The organism is Rhizobiaceae bacterium (assembly GCA_023953835.1).
GTDB lineage: Bacteria > Pseudomonadota > Alphaproteobacteria > Rhizobiales > Rhizobiaceae > Mesorhizobium_G.
On the sequence record JAMLJB010000001.1, the window covers coordinates 3,195,987 to 3,214,196 of the forward strand.

The 18,210-nt window shown below is 62.1% G+C and carries 17 protein-coding genes; 5 read left to right on the top strand and 12 right to left on the bottom strand.

Annotated elements, in window-relative coordinates; genetic code table 11:
- Positions 1–118 precede the first annotated feature (118 nt).
- From mobB to M9924_14975, 4 genes are all read right to left on the bottom strand, one after another.
- Positions 119–634 carry a molybdopterin-guanine dinucleotide biosynthesis protein B gene (gene mobB / locus M9924_14960; GenBank protein ID MCO5065697.1) on the bottom strand — a complete coding sequence of 172 codons (516 nt, stop codon included), beginning with the start codon at positions 632–634 and terminating at the stop codon, positions 119–121.
- Positions 631–1,260: a molybdenum cofactor guanylyltransferase MobA gene (mobA, locus tag M9924_14965; GenBank protein ID MCO5065698.1), complete on the bottom strand. Its 630-nt coding sequence runs from the start codon at positions 1,258–1,260 to the stop codon at positions 631–633. The genes mobB and mobA overlap by 4 nt, the downstream gene beginning before the upstream one ends.
- Positions 1,261–1,287: 27 nt before the next feature.
- A complete protein-coding gene (gene moaA, locus M9924_14970) occupies positions 1,288–2,283 on the bottom strand; it encodes a GTP 3',8-cyclase MoaA (GenBank protein ID MCO5065699.1) in 996 nt (331 codons plus the stop codon).
- An 83-nt stretch (positions 2,284–2,366) separates the two neighbouring features.
- Positions 2,367–2,813: a pyridoxamine 5'-phosphate oxidase family protein gene (locus M9924_14975; protein MCO5065700.1), complete on the bottom strand. Its 447-nt coding sequence runs from the start codon at positions 2,811–2,813 to the stop codon at positions 2,367–2,369.
- Positions 2,814–2,971: 158 nt separating this feature from the next.
- Here M9924_14975 and M9924_14980 point away from each other — a divergent pair, with 158 nt between their 5' ends.
- The 3 genes from M9924_14980 (at position 2,972) to M9924_14990 (ending at position 6,257) form a co-directional block, all read left to right on the top strand.
- The gene (locus M9924_14980; GenBank protein ID MCO5065701.1) at positions 2,972–3,322 is read left to right on the top strand and encodes a DUF971 domain-containing protein; all 351 of its coding nucleotides are present in this window, start codon (positions 2,972–2,974) and stop codon (positions 3,320–3,322) included.
- A gap of 77 nt (positions 3,323–3,399) precedes the next feature.
- The gene (locus tag M9924_14985; protein ID MCO5065702.1) at positions 3,400–4,302 is read left to right on the top strand and encodes a sulfoxide reductase heme-binding subunit YedZ; all 903 of its coding nucleotides are present in this window, start codon (positions 3,400–3,402) and stop codon (positions 4,300–4,302) included.
- A gap of 128 nt (positions 4,303–4,430) precedes the next feature.
- Positions 4,431–6,257, top strand: a complete 1,827-nt coding sequence (locus tag M9924_14990; GenBank protein MCO5065703.1) for a L,D-transpeptidase family protein — start codon at positions 4,431–4,433, stop codon at positions 6,255–6,257.
- Positions 6,258–6,263: 6 nt separating this feature from the next.
- Here M9924_14990 and M9924_14995 read toward each other — a convergent pair whose 3' ends face one another.
- The 3 genes from M9924_14995 to M9924_15005 all read right to left on the bottom strand — a co-directional run bounded on the left by M9924_14995 (position 6,264) and on the right by M9924_15005 (position 8,558).
- Positions 6,264–6,653, bottom strand: a complete 390-nt coding sequence (locus M9924_14995; protein ID MCO5065704.1) for a hypothetical protein — start codon at positions 6,651–6,653, stop codon at positions 6,264–6,266.
- A gap of 16 nt (positions 6,654–6,669) precedes the next feature.
- Positions 6,670–7,920, bottom strand: a complete 1,251-nt coding sequence (locus M9924_15000) for a cyclopropane-fatty-acyl-phospholipid synthase family protein (GenBank protein MCO5065705.1) — start codon at positions 7,918–7,920, stop codon at positions 6,670–6,672.
- Positions 7,921–8,336: 416 nt separating this feature from the next.
- Positions 8,337–8,558: a cysteine rich repeat-containing protein gene (locus tag M9924_15005; protein MCO5065706.1), complete on the bottom strand. Its 222-nt coding sequence runs from the start codon at positions 8,556–8,558 to the stop codon at positions 8,337–8,339.
- Positions 8,559–8,672: 114 nt separating this feature from the next.
- Between M9924_15005 and M9924_15010 the strand changes: the two genes are divergently transcribed.
- Entirely contained in the window at positions 8,673–9,833 is a 1,161-nt protein-coding gene (locus M9924_15010) for an efflux RND transporter periplasmic adaptor subunit (GenBank protein MCO5065707.1), read from the top strand.
- Complete coding sequence (locus M9924_15015; protein ID MCO5065708.1) at positions 9,830–12,973, top strand: multidrug efflux RND transporter permease subunit; 3,144 nt, start codon at positions 9,830–9,832, stop codon at positions 12,971–12,973. The genes M9924_15010 and M9924_15015 overlap by 4 nt, the downstream gene beginning before the upstream one ends.
- Positions 12,974–12,982: 9 nt before the next feature.
- Here M9924_15015 and M9924_15020 read toward each other — a convergent pair whose 3' ends face one another.
- From M9924_15020 to M9924_15040, 5 genes are read right to left on the bottom strand one after another with little or no spacing between them, the layout of a single operon-like run.
- Positions 12,983–13,657 carry a class II aldolase/adducin family protein gene (locus M9924_15020; GenBank protein MCO5065709.1) on the bottom strand — a complete coding sequence of 225 codons (675 nt, stop codon included), beginning with the start codon at positions 13,655–13,657 and terminating at the stop codon, positions 12,983–12,985.
- Positions 13,654–14,925, bottom strand: a complete 1,272-nt coding sequence (locus M9924_15025; GenBank protein MCO5065710.1) for a four-carbon acid sugar kinase family protein — start codon at positions 14,923–14,925, stop codon at positions 13,654–13,656. The genes M9924_15020 and M9924_15025 overlap by 4 nt, the downstream gene beginning before the upstream one ends.
- A 4-nt stretch (positions 14,926–14,929) precedes the next feature.
- Positions 14,930–15,949: a zinc-dependent alcohol dehydrogenase family protein gene (locus tag M9924_15030; GenBank protein ID MCO5065711.1), complete on the bottom strand. Its 1,020-nt coding sequence runs from the start codon at positions 15,947–15,949 to the stop codon at positions 14,930–14,932.
- Positions 15,946–16,938: a transketolase gene (locus M9924_15035; GenBank protein ID MCO5065712.1), complete on the bottom strand. Its 993-nt coding sequence runs from the start codon at positions 16,936–16,938 to the stop codon at positions 15,946–15,948. Before M9924_15035 ends, M9924_15030 begins: the two co-directional genes overlap by 4 nt.
- Positions 16,938–17,792 (bottom strand): transketolase, encoded by an 855-nt coding sequence (locus M9924_15040; protein MCO5065713.1) that lies wholly within the window; start codon positions 17,790–17,792, stop codon positions 16,938–16,940. The genes M9924_15035 and M9924_15040 overlap by 1 nt, the downstream gene beginning before the upstream one ends.
- Positions 17,793–18,210 lie beyond the last annotated feature (418 nt).

The following is an 18,210-nucleotide window of genomic DNA, read 5'->3' on the forward strand; positions in this document are numbered from 1 at the left end:
TTCCGTCGCCCGGCTGAACCCGATACTCCCACTCTTTTTTGAAAAATTGCAACTGCAAAACAGCCGTGTGACGCAACCGCGGCTCAGGGAAAAGCCAGCTTTTTGGGATGACGTTGCGTCAACCGTTGCGTCGCAAACCGGCCCGTTGTTCGATGAACCGGGCGATCCCGGCGATGTCGTCGAGTTCGAATTGGGGAAGATCGGTGTCGCCGACCGGATGATCGGAGGCAATGGCGACGATGGCCGGATCTGTCGGCGCGATTGGCGTCGTGTCCCTGGCGCCGAGCCGCCTGACTTCGATTTTGGCATGCGGCTCGCGCTTGAAGCCTTCAATCAGCACGAGATCGCACGGCGACAGCCGGTGCAGGATCGCGGCCAGCTCGGGTTCGCTTTCGTCGCGCAACTCGTGCATCAGCGCCCAGCGATTGCCGGAAACGATCGCCACCTCCGATGCTCCCGCCTGCCGGTGCCGGAACGAATCGGTGCCTTCCTTGTCGATGTCGAAGGCGTGGTGGGCATGCTTGATCGTCGAGATTTTCCAGCCGCGCCCGGTCAGTTCTGAAACAAGGCGCTCGACAAGCGTGGTCTTGCCTGAATTCTTCCAGCCCGTGATGCCGAATATCCGATTGGTCATGGGCTGACCTTTTCCGCGAAGCGTTCGGCTTCGGCAAGGTCCTGCGGCGTGTTGATGTTGAAGAACGGGTCGACCTGCCGGTCGCCTGCGTCGGCGAGCGGGAAATCCACTCGCGCGATGCGATGCAGTTCAGCGTAGGCGAGCACGGAGCGATTTCCGCCCGCTTCGAGATGGGCGCGCAGATGCGCGGAAAGCCGTGTCGGCCAGAGTGCGAACACCGGATGCACCCGGCCGCCGCTCGACGCCATCGCGATGTCGTTTTCCGGCAGAGCCGCATTCAGCCGCTCGACCAGATCTGGCGGAAAAAACGGCGTGTCGCAGGCGGCGGTCGCCACATGGTCCGCGCCTTCCGTCGCCGCCCATTCCAGGCCCGCCAAAATGCCCGCAAGCGGACCCGGAAAATCCGCGATGCCGTCTGGAATCGTGGGTCGACCCGCTGGCGCGAAATCCCGCATGCTTGCATTGCTGTTGACTGCGACAAGGGCAACTTGCGGCCGCAGGCGCGCAATCGTGCGGTCGAGCAGCGTCGCGCCCGCCAGTGTCACGAGTGCCTTGTCCGGGCCGTTCATCCGGGTCGAGCGCCCGCCCGCCAGAACGATGCCTGCGATGTTGCGCGAATGGTTCATCGCATGCGGCTCACGAAACGGGCAGGATCAGCCGCCGGTCACGCTCATATGCCGCGCGACAGCCGGACGGCGCGTGCGCCGGTCGATTATGAAATCATGGCCCTTCGGCTTGCGCCCTATGGCCTCGTCTATGGTCGCCGACAGAAGCTCGTTGCCCTCCGATGCCCGCAGCGGCGCGCGCAGGTCAGCCGCGTCGTCCTGGCCAAGGCACATATAGAGCGTGCCGGTGCAGGTGATGCGCACACGATTGCAGCTTTCGCAGAAATTGTGCGTCATCGGGGTTATGAACCCCAGCCGTCCATTGGTTTCCGCCACATGGACGTAGCGCGCCGGGCCGCCCGTCTTGAAGGGTATGTCGGTGAAGGTGAAGCTGCCCTCCAGATTGGCCCGCAGCAGCGAGAGCGGCAGGTACTGGTCGGTGCGGTCGCCGTCTATATCGCCCATCGGCATGGTTTCGATCACGGTCAGGTCCATGCCGCGCCCGTGCGCCCAGCGCATCAGCGACGGCAGTTCCTCTTCGTTGAAGTTCTTCAGTGCAACCGCATTGATCTTGACGTGGATGCCCGCGGCCTGCGCGGCGTCGATCCCCGCCTGCACGCGCGATAGATCGCCCCAGCGGGTTATCGTCCGGAACTTGTCGGGATCGAGCGTATCAAGCGACACGTTGATGCGTTTAACGCCGCATTCGGCCAGCTCGGCGGCAAAGCGCGCGAGCTGCGATCCGTTCGTGGTCAGCGTCAGTTCCTCGAGTTGCCCGCTTTCCAGATGCGCCGAAAGCTGGCGCACAAGGTGCATGATATTCTTGCGCACCAGCGGCTCGCCGCCGGTCAGGCGAAGCTTGCGCACGCCTTTCGCGATGAACACCCCGCAAAGGCGCTCAAGCTCTTCCAGCGAAAGCAGGTCCTTTTTCGGCAGGAATGTCATGTCCTCCGCCATGCAATAGGTGCAGCGGAAGTCGCAGCGGTCCGTCACGGAAACCCGCAGATAGGTGATGTCCCTGCCGAAGGGGTCGGTCATGCTCATCCGGCTAATGTCGTTCCTCCCCTTCGATGGTTCAAGCCATCGCGCGTCATGCTTTGGTTCATACAACAGTTCCGGGCGTTCCGTCACGTCGATGCTGCGCGGCCCGAAAGCGTGCCAACCGAGATGCGGTAGAAGATATGCACTTCCTCGTCCGACGGTATGGCCATCTCCGGCTTGAGCGCGCCCGGTTCCCACCAGTTCGCGTGCTTGCTGAGCAGCGACCACGCGTGATCCCGCTCGATCTTCGAGCCGATCCGGTCCGGCAGTTCCTCGAAACGGCCCTCCGCCACGACGCTCTTCCAGCCGCGTTCACTGCCGAATTCCTCGACCAGCAGCGCGACGTTCGGGTTCTTGCGCATCATGTCGATCTTCCGGCCCCGCATCGAGAAGGAGTAGAAGAAATGGTTCCTGAACGCATAGTGGATCGGCACGGCATAGGGGCGGTCGTCGACTGAACAGGCCAGCCGGGCAAGCCGGTGGGACTGGACGAAGTCCAGACACTCCACCTCGCTCATGGTCTTGATATGCAACGTCACGCTCCTCCATTTCAGGCGCTGGGCCGAAACAAATTATGTCACAAATCGCAGCGTGTCAGAAGGTGACGCATCGCCGCTTCTCCAGCGGTTTGCACTTGCCGCAGAGCCTTCGCTGTTGCAACAAGGCGTAACTCAAGTCAGGCCCGAACCTCATGACCGCCCCAAAGGAAATCCGTGTTTCGAAAGACCGCAAGCTGCTGACGGTCACCTTCGGCGGACACGCGCCGTTCGAACTGCCGGCTGAAATGCTGCGCGTGCTTTCTCCCTCGGCGGAGGTGCAGGGGCATTCGCCCGAACAGCGCGTCACCGTTCCGGGCAAACGCAATGTCACAATCGTGAAGATCGAGCCGGTCGGCAACTACGCCGTGCGCATTACTTTCGACGACCGTCACGATACGGGCATTTTCACGTGGGATTACCTGCATCGTCTTGGCCACGAGAAAGCCGCGCTATGGCAGGCTTATCTGGACGAGCTTGCGGCGAAAGGGCTTGGCAGGGGATAGATCGCAACTGCGCGACGCGCTGTAACGATTTCCACCGCGCCGCCGTATAGTGGGAAAACGGCTTCGGACATGGCAGCATGATTGCAGCAGGCAAATTTCCCTGGAACGATCGCGGCGGAGCGTTTTCTCCGCTCAAGGCGCTGTGCCTCGCGGCAATCCTCGCTCCCGCCGCGATCCTGGCGTGGCGCGCGACCATCGGCAGCCTCGGGACGGGTGCGACAGGCCCGCTCGGCCCGCGACCCGTCACGGAAGCCATCCATTTCACAGGCGATTGGGCGATCCGTTTCCTTTTGGCCTCTCTTGCCGTAACGACGCTCCGACGCATCGCGAGCCTGCCCAAGCTTATCATCGTGCGGCGCCAGATCGGCCTTGCGGCATTGTTCTATGCGGCGGCGCATCTCGTACTCTACGCGCTGGACCAGAAATGGGACCTCGCCAAGGTCGCATCGGAAATCGTGCTGCGTTACTATTTGACAATCGGCTTCGTGGCGCTGATGGGTCTGCTGGCGCTCGGCGTAACCTCGACGGACGCGATGATCCGCAAGCTCGGCAAGCGATGGAACCAGCTTCACAAACTGGTCTACGTTCTCGCTGCACTGGCGGTGCTGCATTACTTCATGCAATCCAAGGCTGATGTGTTCCAGCCTACGCTCATGGCGGGGTTCTTCGCCTATATGATGCTGTGGCGCGTCGCCCAGTCGCGCGGCGCGAATGGCGGCTCGGTGCTCACCCTGACGCTTCTTGCACTGGTCGCGGGCCTGCTGACCGCTGCTCTGGAATATGGCTGGTATGGGCTTGCCACCAACATTCCGCCCGGCAGGGTATTGGCCGCCAATCTCAACTTCGCCCATTCGATCCGTCCCGCATGGTGGGTGTTGTTTACGGGCCTTGCGCTGGTTCCCATCGCCTATGTCAGGCAGGGGCAGGGCGGCAGCCGAAATCGAAGGCCGCGTGCGCGCGCCGGCGAAGCAGCGGCTTGACCGTGATCATCACAATATCGGGAAACGTCTGTTCATCGCCGGGAGCGATACGTAATCTTAACCACGAAGCGGTTGCTTCACGCACGTAGCCGGGGCAGGGGTTCGGGCGCAAAAGCGGAGTACGCTCAGTGAGTCGGTTCATCAAATCGTTGTTCGCGCTTTCCCTCGGGGCAGCCGTCATCGCTCCGGAGGTCGCACAGGCCCAGGGCTTGTTGGAAGCACTCTTCGGCCACTCGAAGCGCCGCGCGATGGAAAACAGCGCATTTCCTCCGGCCCCGATGACGCCGAAACGCGTTGCCAAGCCCGCGAAAATATCCGCGCCGTCGTACTACGACTATCGGGCCGACTCTTTGGTGCGGGTCGATTTTTCCTCGTTGACGACGCTTGCGCCCGCCACGGATGGCGAGAGCAATGCTTTTCGGGACGATCTGGCGGCGCTCGCATCGGTCGATTTGCGGGCCGAAAAGCAGGTCGCTTCCGCTCTGGTCGAGCATTACGCCCAGCAACCGGATTTCCTCTGGATCAGCGACGGTTCGCCGAACCAGCGCGCGAAAGATGCGCTTGCGGTCCTTGCCGATGCGGACTCCTATGGGCTGAACGCCGCGGACTATGAGGTCCAGCCATTGGCGTCCGCGTCGCCGGACGACATGATGGCCTTCGAGATGAACCTCTCCGCGCGCGTGCTGCGCTACGCGATGGATGCGCATGGCGGACGTGTCATTCCAAACCGGATTTCCGGGTATTACGACTTCCCGGCCAAGCCGGTCGACCTCACCGGGCTTCTTGCCCAGTCCGCGCATTCCGATGATGTGCGGGCGATGCTTGAGGCGCAGCATCCGCAGAACCCGCAATACAGGGCACTGCGCGACGAACTGGCGGCGCTGCGGCAGGCGCAGGAAGACGATGTCGTCGTCGACCCCGATCTTCTGTTGAAGCCCGGCCAGTCAAGCGCCGAGCTTCCAAAATTGATTCATCTGGTCGCGGGCCGGCTCGACGATGATAGTGGCGGTGATTTCGGTGAGGTGCTCTATCGCCTTGGAGAGAGTGAAACTTATACCGACGAACTGGTGACGGTGTTCAGGGCGGAGCAGGAGAGGGCCGGATTGAAGCCCGATGGTGTCATCGGCCCTCGCACGGTCAAGGCGATCGCGGGCACGTCAAAGACGGAAAAATTGCAGAAGGTGCTTGTTGCGCTTGAGCAGCTGCGCTGGCTGCCTTCGGAGTTCGGAAGCCCCCGCGTCTGGATCAACCAACCGGCATATACGGCGAGCTTCATCGAGGGCGAGACGCCGGTGCTGTCCATGCGCGCGGTCGTCGGCAAGGCCACCAACCAGACCAGCTTCTTCTATGACGAGATCGAGCAGATCGACTACAATCCCTATTGGGGCGTTCCGCAATCGATCATCGTCAACGAGATGCTGCCGAGGCTGCGCAGCGACCCCGGCTATCTGGATCGCTCCGGCTATGAGGTGTTCGACCAGAAGGGCAAGCGCGTGCCTTCTTCAGCAGTTGACTGGGGTGCGTACGGCTCCAAGGTTCCTTATGCCGTGCGTCAGGCGCCGAGCGAGGCGAATGCGCTTGGCGAGTTGAAGATCCTGTTCCCGAACAAGCATGCGATCTACATGCACGACACGCCGCAGAAGCAGTTCTTCGACCGCGACATGCGCGCGCTCAGCCACGGATGCATCCGTTTGCAGGACCCGCGCGGCATGGCCGCTGCCGTGCTGGGCACCAACCGCGACTACATCGCCGGCAAGCTTGCGCAGGGGCATTCGGTCGAAAAGACCCCGAAAATCCCGGTCTACGTGTCTTACTTCACGGCATGGCCGACCGAGAGCGGCGCAGTCGAATATTTCCCGGACGTCTACAAGCGGGACGACCGGCTGCGGGCGGCGCTCTCCGCCACGGAGGCGGTGCGCAGCCAGGCTCACGCCGTGGCGCAGAGCGACGGGTAGGCGCTTCTATTCACATACGACTTTTACCCGGCCGCCGGGCTGGGTCTTGTTGGCGCAGTTCAGCGCCTTCCCGCTTTCGGAGGGCGTGAAGGGCGGACGGACGCCAACGCGCATTCCGTGAAACTGCTCGACCGATTTGCCAGCGTTGGTGGTGGGGCCTTGACGCTGCGGCGAACGTCTGACGCTGCTTTGCGGTGGCGGTGACGTGGGAGCGGCCAGGACCGGTTGCGGCGGATAGGCGGGCGCTTGCGGCTGTGAGCGCCGCCACCAGGGCGTTCTGAATGCCGAAGGCGGCGTCGGGTCGGCCATCACGATGGTGCCGTCGGAGGTTCGTGTGCAGCCTGTGTTCACCAACATCGCAATGCACAACAGCGCGGGCAATGCAAAGCGCGCCATGTGCAAAACATTGCAGCTATGCCCTGTATATAACCTGCCGCACATCGATATATTCTGCACGGAATCCTGCCTCACAGTAGTGTAGATAGAATTCCCATAGCTTTTTGAAGCGTTCGTCGAAACCCATCGGAATAAGTTTTTCCCAAGAAGCCCGGAAACGCTCGCGCCATTCGGCCAGAGTGCGCGCATAATCCTGTGGGAAAACTCTTTCCTTGAGATAGGCAAAGCCCTGATCGTTTCCAAGCGAGCGCAAGATCGTTGGGGTCGGCAGCATGCCGCCCGGGAAAATATAGCGCTGTATGAAGTCGGGCGTGCGGCGATAATTCGGATAGGCCGCTTCATTGATGGTGATGATCTGGAGCCCGGCGGTTCCGCCGGTCTTGAGGCATTCGCGCATCTTGCCGAAAAACACCGGCCAGTGCTTTTCGCCGACCGCCTCGAACATCTCGATTGAAGCAATCCGGTCGTAGCGGCCGTGTTCGTCGCGATAATCCTGGAACTTTATCTCCACCCTGTCCGAGAGACCGGCCTTGGCGATGCGCTCGCTCGCATAAGCATGCTGCTCCCGGCTGATCGTCAGCCCTGTCACCTTGCATCCGAACTCGCGCGCGGCGAACTCCGCGAACCCGCCCCATCCACATCCGATCTCCAGCACATGCTCGCCTTCGCGAATGCCGATGTCGTTTGCGAGCGCCCGATATTTAGCGGCCTGCGCGCCCTCAAGATCGTTTGCGCCGGTTTGATACAAGGCGGAAGAATAGGTCATGCTGGGGTCGAGCCATGCGCTGTAGAAGCGGTTGCCGAGATCGTAGTGAGCGGAAATATTCTTCTTCGACCCCGTGCGGGTATTGTCGTTCAGCCAATGCCGGATGCGCTGGATTGTCATGAGGAACCAGTTCGCCCCACCTGCAAGCTGGTCGCCTTGCTCCGTATTCACGACGAACAGTTCGAGAAAGCTGGTTATGTCGGGGCTGTGCCAGTCTCCGTCGAAATAGGATTCGGCGACACCGATCGTTCCTCCCGCAAAAGCGCGCTGCGGCAAGCGCCAGTTGTTGAGCACCAGTTCGGCTGACGGTCCGGGGGCCTTGCCGTCGATCTGGAGCGCGCGGCCATCCGGCAATGTGACCCGAAGCTTTCCATAGGCAAGCTGCATTGCGCCCTGGAGCACGAACCGGGCCTTGGCCGGCAGCTCGCGTGCGATTTCCGCGTAGTTGCTCGCATCGAGCCTGATTGCATCCGCCTTTTCAGATCGCTTCCTGAAAGCCATCCGGTTTCCCCCATGCGTTAAGGGGACATGAGCGTCCGGTGTCGACGGTGTGTCCCCCGCCTTTGCCCGAAGCGCCCCTCTACCGTGATTGCAACGCGCTTCCACTCAGTCCCGATGATTGATTTTCCACTTCAATCGGGCGTTCTGCAAGAGGCAAGCGAGACAACCCACGCGAGAGATGTTAGACATTCTCCCCACGGGCGATTGTCGTGCGGGCAGGCAAGGGGAGCAAGAACATGCGCTACGTCATCATCGTTGCTGTGCTAGCCGGCTTCATTATCTGGGACGGCATGAACAATGGCGGGCAGGCGACCGATACAGCGCTTCGGGCAATAAGAGGACTTTTGTCGAAAATCGGCGTTTGAACGCCGGGCTGCACGCCAATCGCAGTCGCGATCTGCGCCCTCACGCCCGTGCTATTTCGGGGTGTTTTCCTTCACTACCTGTTGGCACTGCGCGGTGAGCTGGTCGATGTGCTCGTTCAGGCATTTGATGATGCGCCCGCCACCCGGCATCACGCCTGAACAGAACTTCTGGTAGTCGGCCTTGCAGGCTGCCTGTTGCGCGGCGGTCTGTGCCGATGCCATGCCGACGCCGGAAAGCGAGCCAGACAAGGCGAGAATCATCAAGGCGCGCATGCTCGTCTCCGGTTTCCGAGGTTGGCGGCACAAAACGGCAGGCAACCGGGAATTGCTGCCTTCCACAATAGCACGTTCTCACTTACAGTCATCTTGTCTCATGAGGGGTCAGGGATGATGTACCTGCGCGCAGCGCTGCCGGTTGTGCTCTTTACTGTGGTGGCGGCGCTTTCGGCGTGCAGCAACGAAAACAGCTATGTTCCGCCACCGCCGCCGAAGGTTGTCGTCGCGGTGCCCGCCAGGCAGACAGTCACACCCTTCCTTGAAACAACCGGCAACACGGCTGCCGTGAACTCGGCAACATTGCTGGCGCGCGTGCCGGGTTTCATTCAGGAAATCAACTACAAGGACGGTGAAGCGCTGAAGTCCGGGCAGAGGACATTTCTCATTGAGCCCGAACCTTACCAGCTTGCGCTCCAGCAGGCTCAGGCCGGGCTTGCCTCCGCGCAGGCCGCAAGCGAGGTTTCCGCGGCCGAACTGAAGCGCCAGCAGGATCTGCTGAAGCAGAAGGTGGTGGCCCAGTCGAGCGCCGATCAGGCATCTGCCCAGGCCGATTCCGATGCCGCCAAGGTCCAGCAATCCGAAGTGGATGTGAAGCAGGCAGAACTCAATCTGAGCTATACGCAAGTCAATGCGCCCTTCGACGGCACCGTGACCGCCCGGCAGGTGTCGCTCGGCCAGTATGTCGGCTCGGGCAGCCCCACGGAGCTGGCGACGATCGTCCAGCTCGACCCGATCCATGTCAATTTCACGGTCAGCGAACAGGATGTGCTCAGGATTCGCGCGGCGATGCGGAAACAGGGCATGACCGAGCAGGACCTTCGCAAGGTGCCCGTTGAAATCGGGCTACAGACCGAGGACGGCTTTCCGCATACGGGAACGCTCGACTATGTCGCGCCTGCCGTGACGGTTTCGACCGGTACGCTTCCCGTCCGCGCGGTGTTCGAAAACGGCGACAAGGCGCTGCTGCCGGGCTATTTCGTTCGCGTGCGGATACCGGTGGGTGAACTGCCGGATTCCCTGCTCGTTCCCGACCGCGCCATCGGCACGGACCAGGGCGGCAGATATGTGCTGGTGGCGAACAAGGATGATGTCGTCGAGCAGCGGCCCGTGGAGATCGGCCAGCTCGTCGGCAAGCTCAGGGTCATCAACTCCGGGATTTCCGCCGAGGATCGAATTCTCACCGATGGGCTGATGAAGGCCGTGCCGGGGCAGAAGATCGAACCCGATCTACAGCCGCTCGAGGTGCCCTCGACAGATGGAAGCGCGCAATGATCTCGCGCTTCTTCGTCGAAAGGCCGGTCCTGGCGAATGTGCTCGCAATCCTCATCGTCGTGCTTGGGCTGGTGTCGCTCTACCGGCTGCCGGTCGCGCAATATCCAGATGTGGTTCCGCCGACGGTTTCCGTCACCACGCGCTATCCGGGCGCCAGTGCCCGCACGGTGATCGACACGGTGGCGCTGCCGATCGAGCAGCAGGTGAATGGCGTCGACCGCATGATCTACATGCAGTCCTTCGCCGCCTCCGACGGCAGCTACAACCTGACCGTCACCTTCGAGATCGGCACCAATCTCGACGAGGCACAGGTGCTGGTTCAGAACCGTGTCTCGGCGGCGCTGGCCTCGCTTCCCCAGTCGGTGCAGGTGCAGGGCGTCAATGTCCAGAAGAAATCGACGTCGATCCTTGAGATCGTCACGCTGACCTCGCCGGACGGCTCGCGCGACAGCCTTTATCTCAGCAACTACGCGACCATCAGCCTGCGCGACGAAATCTCGCGCCTGCCCGGTGTGGGCGGCGTCAGCGTGTTCGGCGCAGGCCAGTATTCCATGCGCATCTGGCTCGACCCCGAAAAGATGCGCTCCCGGAACCTGACGGTTCAGGATGTCGTGCAGGCGCTCCAGCAGCAGAGCGAGCAGGTCACGGCAGGGCAGGTGGGTGCGCCGCCCGCGCCCGATGGCCAGTCCTTCCAGTACACCATCGACGTTTCGAGCCGTCTCGACCAACCTGAGCAGTTTGCGGAAGTGATCGTCAAGACGGGTACCGATGGCGACATGACGCGCGTGCGCGACATTGGCCGCGTCGAGCTTGGCGCGCAGACCTATGGTCAGTTCTTCGACCTCGACGGAAAGCCGGCGGCGGGCATGGCGATTTTCCTGACGCCCGGCGCCAACGCGCTCGACGTCGCGACGCTTGTGAGTAACAGGATGGGCGAGTTGAAGGCGGCCTTTCCGCAAGGCGTCGACTATGCTGTTCCCTTCGACACGACCGAATTCGTTGGAGAGGCCATCGACGAGGTCTATAAGACCCTCTTCGAGGCGGCCATTCTGGTTCTGGTCGTCATCCTCGTGTTCCTGCAGGACTGGCGCGCCATGCTGGTGCCTGCAACAACGGTCCCGGTCACCATCATCGGCGCATTCGTGGCTATGTATGCGCTCGGGTTCTCCGTCAACCTGTCGACGCTGTTCGCAATCGTGCTCGCCATCGGCATCGTGGTGGACGACGCGATCATCGTCGTCGAGCGCGCCTCGCACAACATCGAAAACGGCATGTCGGGCCACGACGCCGCAGTCAGCGCGATGGACGACCTGTTCGGTCCCATCATCGGCATCACCCTGGTGCTGATGGCGGTGTTCCTTCCCGCTGCGTTTTTGCCGGGGCTGACCGGCCAGATGTATGCGCAGTTCGCGCTCGTCATCGCCGCCACCGCCTTCATCAGCGCAGTCAACGCGGCGACGCTGAAGCCGACGCAGTGCGCCACCTGGCTTCGCCGCCCCGTGCCGCTCGAAAAGAGAAACTGGTTCTATCGGGGCTTCAACGCCATCTATCAGCGGGCCGAAGACGCCTATACGCGACTGATAGGCAGGATGGTCCATCACAGCGGCGTGCTTGCCATCGTGGCGCTCATGATTATCGGCGCGGCAGGCTACGGCATTTCGCGCGTGCCGACCGGCTTCATACCCATCGAGGATCAGGGCTATCTGCTGGCAAGCGTTCGTCTGCCGGATGGCGCGGCGCTCGGGCGCACGCACGACACGCTGGACGAATTGACCCGCATCGCCAAGGAGACGCCGGGCGTCGACGAGGTGGTGACGATTTCCGGCATATCCGCACTGGACAACAACTCGACGCTTGCCAATGCAGGCGTCGCCTACATCATCCTGAAAACGTGGAGCGAGCGCGGCAAGGGCGAGGACCTCGCCTCGCTCTACAAGACGCTGAGCGCCAAGCTCTCCAATCTCGATGACGGCGTGGTGCTGGTTCTGCCGCCGCCGGCAATTCAGGGCATCGGCAATGCGGCGGGCTTCACCATGCAGATCGAGCTGCGTGACGGCAGTTTCGACATGACGAAGCTCCAGGGCGCTACCAACACAGTCGTACACGCTGCCGAAACGCAATCGGGCATCCAGCGCGTTTCGTCATCGTTCAGCGCCAACGTTCCGCAATATCGCGTCGAGATCGACCGCGAGAAGGTCCAGAACGTCAAGCTGACCACCGACCAGGTGTTCCAGACGGTCGCCGGCTATCTCGGATCGACATATGTCAGCCAGTTCAACAAGTTCGGGCGGGTGTTTCAGATTTACGTTCAAAGCGATGCGCAATTCCGTCTCATGCCGGAAGATATTTCCCGGCTGACTGTGCGCAACACCGACGGCGACATGATTCCGCTCGGCACGCTCCTGACCATCAAGCCCAGTGTCGGGCCTTCGCTGATAAGCCTCTACAATCTGTATCCGTCCTCGTCGGTTGTCGGCATTCCGGCCAGCGGCTTCTCTTCGGGAGACTCTCTGAAGCTCATGGAGCAGATCGCAAACCAGACGCTGCCGAGCGGCATGGGTTATGACTGGACCGCGCTTTCCTTCCAGGAAAAGCTCGTCAGCAACCAGATCTATTACGTTTTCGCCCTCGCATTGCTGCTGGTCTACCTTGTGCTTGCCGGTCAGTATGAAAGCTGGATCGCGCCGCTTTCGGTCATGGTCGCCACGCCGCTTTCGCTCGTCGGGCCGGTGCTTGTGCTCAAGGGCCTCGGCGTGGACAACAACCTCTATGTCCAGATCGGCCTGATCCTGCTGGTCGCTCTTTCGGCGAAGAATGCCATTCTCATCGTCGAGGTCGCGCGCGAATTGCGGCACGCCGGAACGGCCATACTGGACGCGGCGGTCGATGCCGCCCGCACGCGCTTCCGCCCGATCATCATGACGTCGTTTGCGTTCACGCTGGGTGTCGCGCCGCTGGTCTTCGCAACCGGGGCAGGGGCCAGTGCGCGCAAGTCCATCGGCATAACGGTGTTTTCCGGCATGATCGCATCGACCTGCCTCGCCGTGCTGTTCGTGCCGACTTTCTTCGTGGTGTTCCAGCGGTTCGAGGAATGGTGGGCGTCGCGCGGCAAGGTGCCCGCGGACACCGCCTCGACCTGAGCGCCTGACTCAGCCGGCGCTCCAGGCCGGTCCGTCCTCGGGTATCCGCGAGTGCCCGTAAAAGCTGTAGCGGCGGAGCGTCTCGTCCATGTCGGACTGTTTCAGCAGAACCGGATTGCCGACCGAAAGGCTCAGCACATATTGCCGTGCCATCATCTCCAGCTTCCTTGCCGTCTTGGTTGCCGCAGCCATGGTCGCGCCCCGGCAGATCGTGCCGTGATTGGCCATCAGGCAGGCGGTGCGGTTGCCAAGTGCCGCTGCGGCCAGTTCCCCCAGGCGCTTCGAGCCGAAGGGAGCGAAATCGGTACAGGGGACATCGTCGCCGCCAAACGAGGCGACCATGTAGTGAAAGGCCGGCAGCGGCTTGCGCTGGCAGGCGAGCGCGGTCGCATAGTCCCCATGCGTATGAACGATTGCCTGCGCATCCGGGCAATTGGCATAGATGGCGAGGTGCATGGACCATTCGCTCGACGGGATGCCCGCGCCGATCTCGCGCCCCGATCTGTCGACCAGAACGATGTCGTCCTCCTGCACCGTGCGCTCCGCGCCGGTCGGTGTAATCAGCATTCGCTCGCCCAGCCTGTGGCTGATGTTGCCGGAACTGAGCTGCATCAGCCCGGCATCCGCCAGTTCCCGATAGGAGTTGACGATTGCACGTCGTGCTTCACTTTCATTCGCCGTCATTGTCCACCTGTGCGCATGCGTTCGAGCATTGGAAGAAACATATCGACCGGGCCGAGCTTGCCCGATTTGAGGCAGAGCGCGACGTCGCCATCGCCGCTGATCGCGCGCGCAAGACCGGCCGCCTCATAGGGTCCAACCCGCAAGCGCTTGATGCCGAGCGCATCCATCACCGCCCCGGAGGTCTCGCCCCCGGCAACGAGAATGCGGCGCACGCCCCGGCCGCGCAAATTCGCGGCGACGCCTGAAAGCACCTCTTCGGCGACGGTCGCAGCGCCCCTGACGCCGAGCGAGGCCTGTATCGCAGCGACCTTTTCCGGCGGGCCGGAGGTGGCAATCGCCACAGGGCCTTCGGAGAGCATGGCGGCAGCCGCGTCCGCAAGCTCGCCAACCATGTCGCGGCGGCTCGCCTCGATCAGATCGACCCAAATTACCGGCCTGTGCGCCTCGAAGGCGTGAAGCTGCTCGATGGTTCGTTCGGAGCAGCTTCCCGCAACCACGATACCGGGACTGTCGACGCAGGGCAGGGGGGCTGCGTTCGCGCCATCGGCAATCCAGCCGAGCTTGCGCCACACGGCGGGATAGTGCCCCGCGATGGTCGAGTTGCCGGTCATCAAGGTCCAGTCCGCCGTCAGCGCTGCGATGCGGTCGAGATCGTCGTCGGTGATCGTATCGGCAATGATGCGGCTGAAGCCCTGTTCCTTGAGTTGCGCAAGTTCCGCCCGCGACCGTTCAGGGCCGCCTTGCAGCGCTTCAATCGAAAGCAGCCCGACCTTTTCGCGCGTCTGCGCCTGAAGCACCCTGACGAGGTTCGGATCGGTCATCGGGGTCAGCGGATCGTGCCGCTTGGGCGATTCCGAAAGAAGCTGGTTTCCGAGAAAGAGATGCCCATGAAACACCGCGCGCCCCACTTCCGGGAAGGCGGGCACGAAAAGCGTCTGGCCGACATCGAGCATTTCGGCCATGGCGTCGACGCAAGGGCCGATATTGCCCGCAGGCGTAGAATCGAAGGTCGCGCAATATTTGTAGAAATATTGCCTTGCGCCGATGTGCCGGAGCGCTGCGACCGACGTCCGCACCGCTGCGGTCGCCTCCTCAGCGGGAACCGTCCTGATTTTTTGGGCAACGACGATTGCTTCCTCGTCGTCTTCGGTGGCGAGTTCCGGCGAAGTCACGAAGGAGCATTTCACGCCTCGCGCCACCAGCATCGCGGCAAGTTCCATGCCCCCCGTCAAATCGTCCGCTATTGCCGCGAAAGTGCGCACCGGCATCGCATCACCTCACGAACATGGTCTTGATGGTTCCTTCCCCGACAGGTTCGCGAACGATCTGCGGCACCGCATCGAGCGGCACTTTTCGCGAAATCAGCCTGTCCAGTTCGATGGCGCGGTTCGCGATGAGTTGCGAGGCCCGCCTCAGCGTCGAAGGGTTGATGAATGAACCGAAAATCTTCAATTCACGAACCAGCAGCTCCTGCGGTTCGAAGGGGATCGTCTGGCCCTTCGGCATGACGCCCAGCACGACGACCGTTCCGCCCGACCGTGCAAGGCGGGTCATCTGCGACATGGTTTCAGGCGCACCGGCGCATTCGATCACCACCTCCGCGCCGCCGGGAAGCAACCCTTCGGGACCGGCGATCCGGTCCACGACGCTGCCGGCATTCGGATCGATTGCCGCCGTAGCCCCGATCTCCAGAGCCAGCTCGCGCTTGGAGGGCTGGCGGGTCACCAGCACGACATTTGCCGCGCCGGCAAGCCGCGCAAGCTGCACCGTCAGCAGGCCGATGACGCCTCCGCCAAGGACAACGACCGAAGCGCCCGGCCGGATCGCCGCAAGGTCAACCGCATGCAGGCAGCAGGCCAGCGGCTCGCAGAATGCGCCGTGCGCCGGGTCCAGCGAGGAGGGCAGGGCGCATGCCTGCGCCGCAGGCACCAGCACGAACTCGGCGAGGCCACCGTCACTGTGAATACCTATGGTGCGCATGTGAGCGCAGAGATTGCTGCGTCCGTCCTGGCATTGCGCGCATTGGCGGCAGGCGACATTCGGATCGCAGGTCACGAGCACCCCGACCTCGAACCCCGTGACATCGGGGGCAAGGTCGACCACGGTTCCGCACAATTCGTGGCCGATCGTTACCGGCGGCCTGCTCGGAAACGTGCCCCTGAAAAGATGGCGATCCGTGCCGCAGATGCCGCATGCATCGACCCGCACAAGCAGATCGCCCGGTCCCGGCTCGGGACGTTCGATGTCCCGCAGGAACAATTGGCCGACTGCTTCCAGCCTGACTGCCTTCATGCGCCTGCATCGCCTTGCAGACAATCCATCGCGACCTCCTCTATGCCCGCGGCGTCGAGCCTGTAGTGCCGATAGAGATGCGTCGGAGGGGCGATCAGGCTGTATTCGTCCATGATGCCGTGGCGCACCAGCCGGGCCTTCGGGCGTATCTCCGCCATGATTTCGGCGACCGCCGATCCAAGTCCTCCGAGGATATTGTGCTCCTCGACGGTGAGCACGACGCCGGAAGCCTGTGCGGCGCGGACAACGGCGTCCCGGTCGAGCGGCTTGATCGTGTGCATGTCGATCAGGCCGACCGAGCGGCCCTTTGCGCGCAAGGCTTCCATGGCTGCCTTCGCGCCGTTGACCGCCATGCCGCAGGCAATGATCGTCAGTTCCTCGCCGATGGCATGTATCTTTGCCTGGCCGATGGAGAACGGCTCTCCCTTGTCGTAGACCACCGGATCGTGCCCGCGTCCGATGCGGAAATAGATCGGCTGGGGATAGGTGGCGGAGGCGCGCAGAAGGGCCGCGAACTGCGCTCCGTCCGCAGGCGAGATCACCGCGAGATTGGCCAGCGCGCGCATGGTGGAAATGTCCTCGGTGGCGTGGTGCGAGGTTCCGTAGAAGCCGAGCGAAATGCCGGTGTGGTGGCCGATCAGCCTGACCGGCAAATTGCAATAGGCGATGTCCATTCGGATCTGCTCGCAGGCAAGCAACCCCAGGAAGGAGGCGAACGTGGCCACATAGGGGATCAGCCCCGTGGTGGCCATGCCTGCCGCCGCCGACACCATGTTCTGCTCCGATATACCGAACTGGACGAAGCGCTCCGGGAAGCGTTGGGCGAAGCCGATCAGCCCGTTCGAATGTTGCAGGTCGGCGGTTCCCGCCGCAACGGGGTGGCCCGCCTCCACAAGCTCGATCAGCGTATCGGAGAGAACGGACAGCGAAGGCGCGCGCTTGTTGAGATCGCGATACTGCCAGCTCTCGGGATTCTGCGGTCCGTTCATCATGACCTGCTCCCGGAAAGGATCGCCTCGCGGGCGCGCGCTTCGTCATCCGGCGCGAGATAGCCCAGATGCCATCCCGGCTCCGTCTCCATATATGGCACGCCCTTGCCCTTCATCGTCCGCGCGATGATGCAGCATGGCTTCTTGCGGGACGTGTCTGCCTTGACCGCGCGCAGCGTTTCCGTCAGCGCCACGATGTCGTGGCCGTCGACGATATGCGTCTCCCAACCGAAGCTGCGCCATTTGTCGCCAAGCGGCTCGATTGCGATGACATCGTCCACCTTGCCATCGAGCTGGTAGCCGTTGCGGTCGACAATCGCGGTGAGGCGCGAAAGGCCGTGGCTGGACGCGTTGAGCGCTGCTTCCCAAACCTGGCCTTCCTGCATTTCGCCATCGCCCAGCAGCACGAACGCATCGAAATTCAGCTTCTGGATGCGCGCGCCGTGCAGCATGCCGACGGCGTTCGACAGCGCATGGCCGATCGATCCCGAACTGAAATCGACGCCGGGCACCTTCGTCATGTCGGGATGGTCGCCAAGCGGACTGCCGAGCCTCGTATAATCCTCCAGCCATGCGCGGTCGAAGAAATCGAGATCCGCGAGGATAGGAAACAGCCCCACCGCCGCGTGTCCCTTGCCCATCAGGAAGCGGTCTCGCTCCGGCCAGCGGGGATCGCCGCGCCTGATGTTCATGACGTCATAATAGAGCGCCGCGAATATCTCCGCGCATGAGAATACGGAGGAGTAGTGCCCGACCTTTGCAATCGCGATCAGCCGCAACGTCTCAAGCCGGATGAAGCTCGCGCGTTCGGTGAGGTAGGCCGCCGTTTCTTGAGAAATACTTGTATTTTTCATGGTGCCCACGAAGAAGCGCGATTTGAATCACGAAATGCGGAGGCCGCGATGCAACGAGGCACTCGGTCGATCCGCTTTCAATACATGATATATCGACGGCGGATGGTGTCAAACCCAGGAACGGGAATTTTGTGGATGGCGTCAGAAATAATTTCGCCGTCTTACGGTTCAGCGTGACGGGCGCACTGCGAAAGGTTTTGAGCTACGAAGGAAAAAATTACATAAAAACAGTACGATAGAACAAGATAAATCGGATGGATGCCTGAGCTCGGCGGGATTCAGGTTCCAACAGTCCGCCGCTTGACCGCTCGGTTTTCCCATGTATGATATATCTTATAGTGGAATTGAGACGGAGATGGACCTGCCGTTGGCGCTTGGCGGAAGGTAAGACCGAAAGCGTTGCAGCGGATTTTCCATA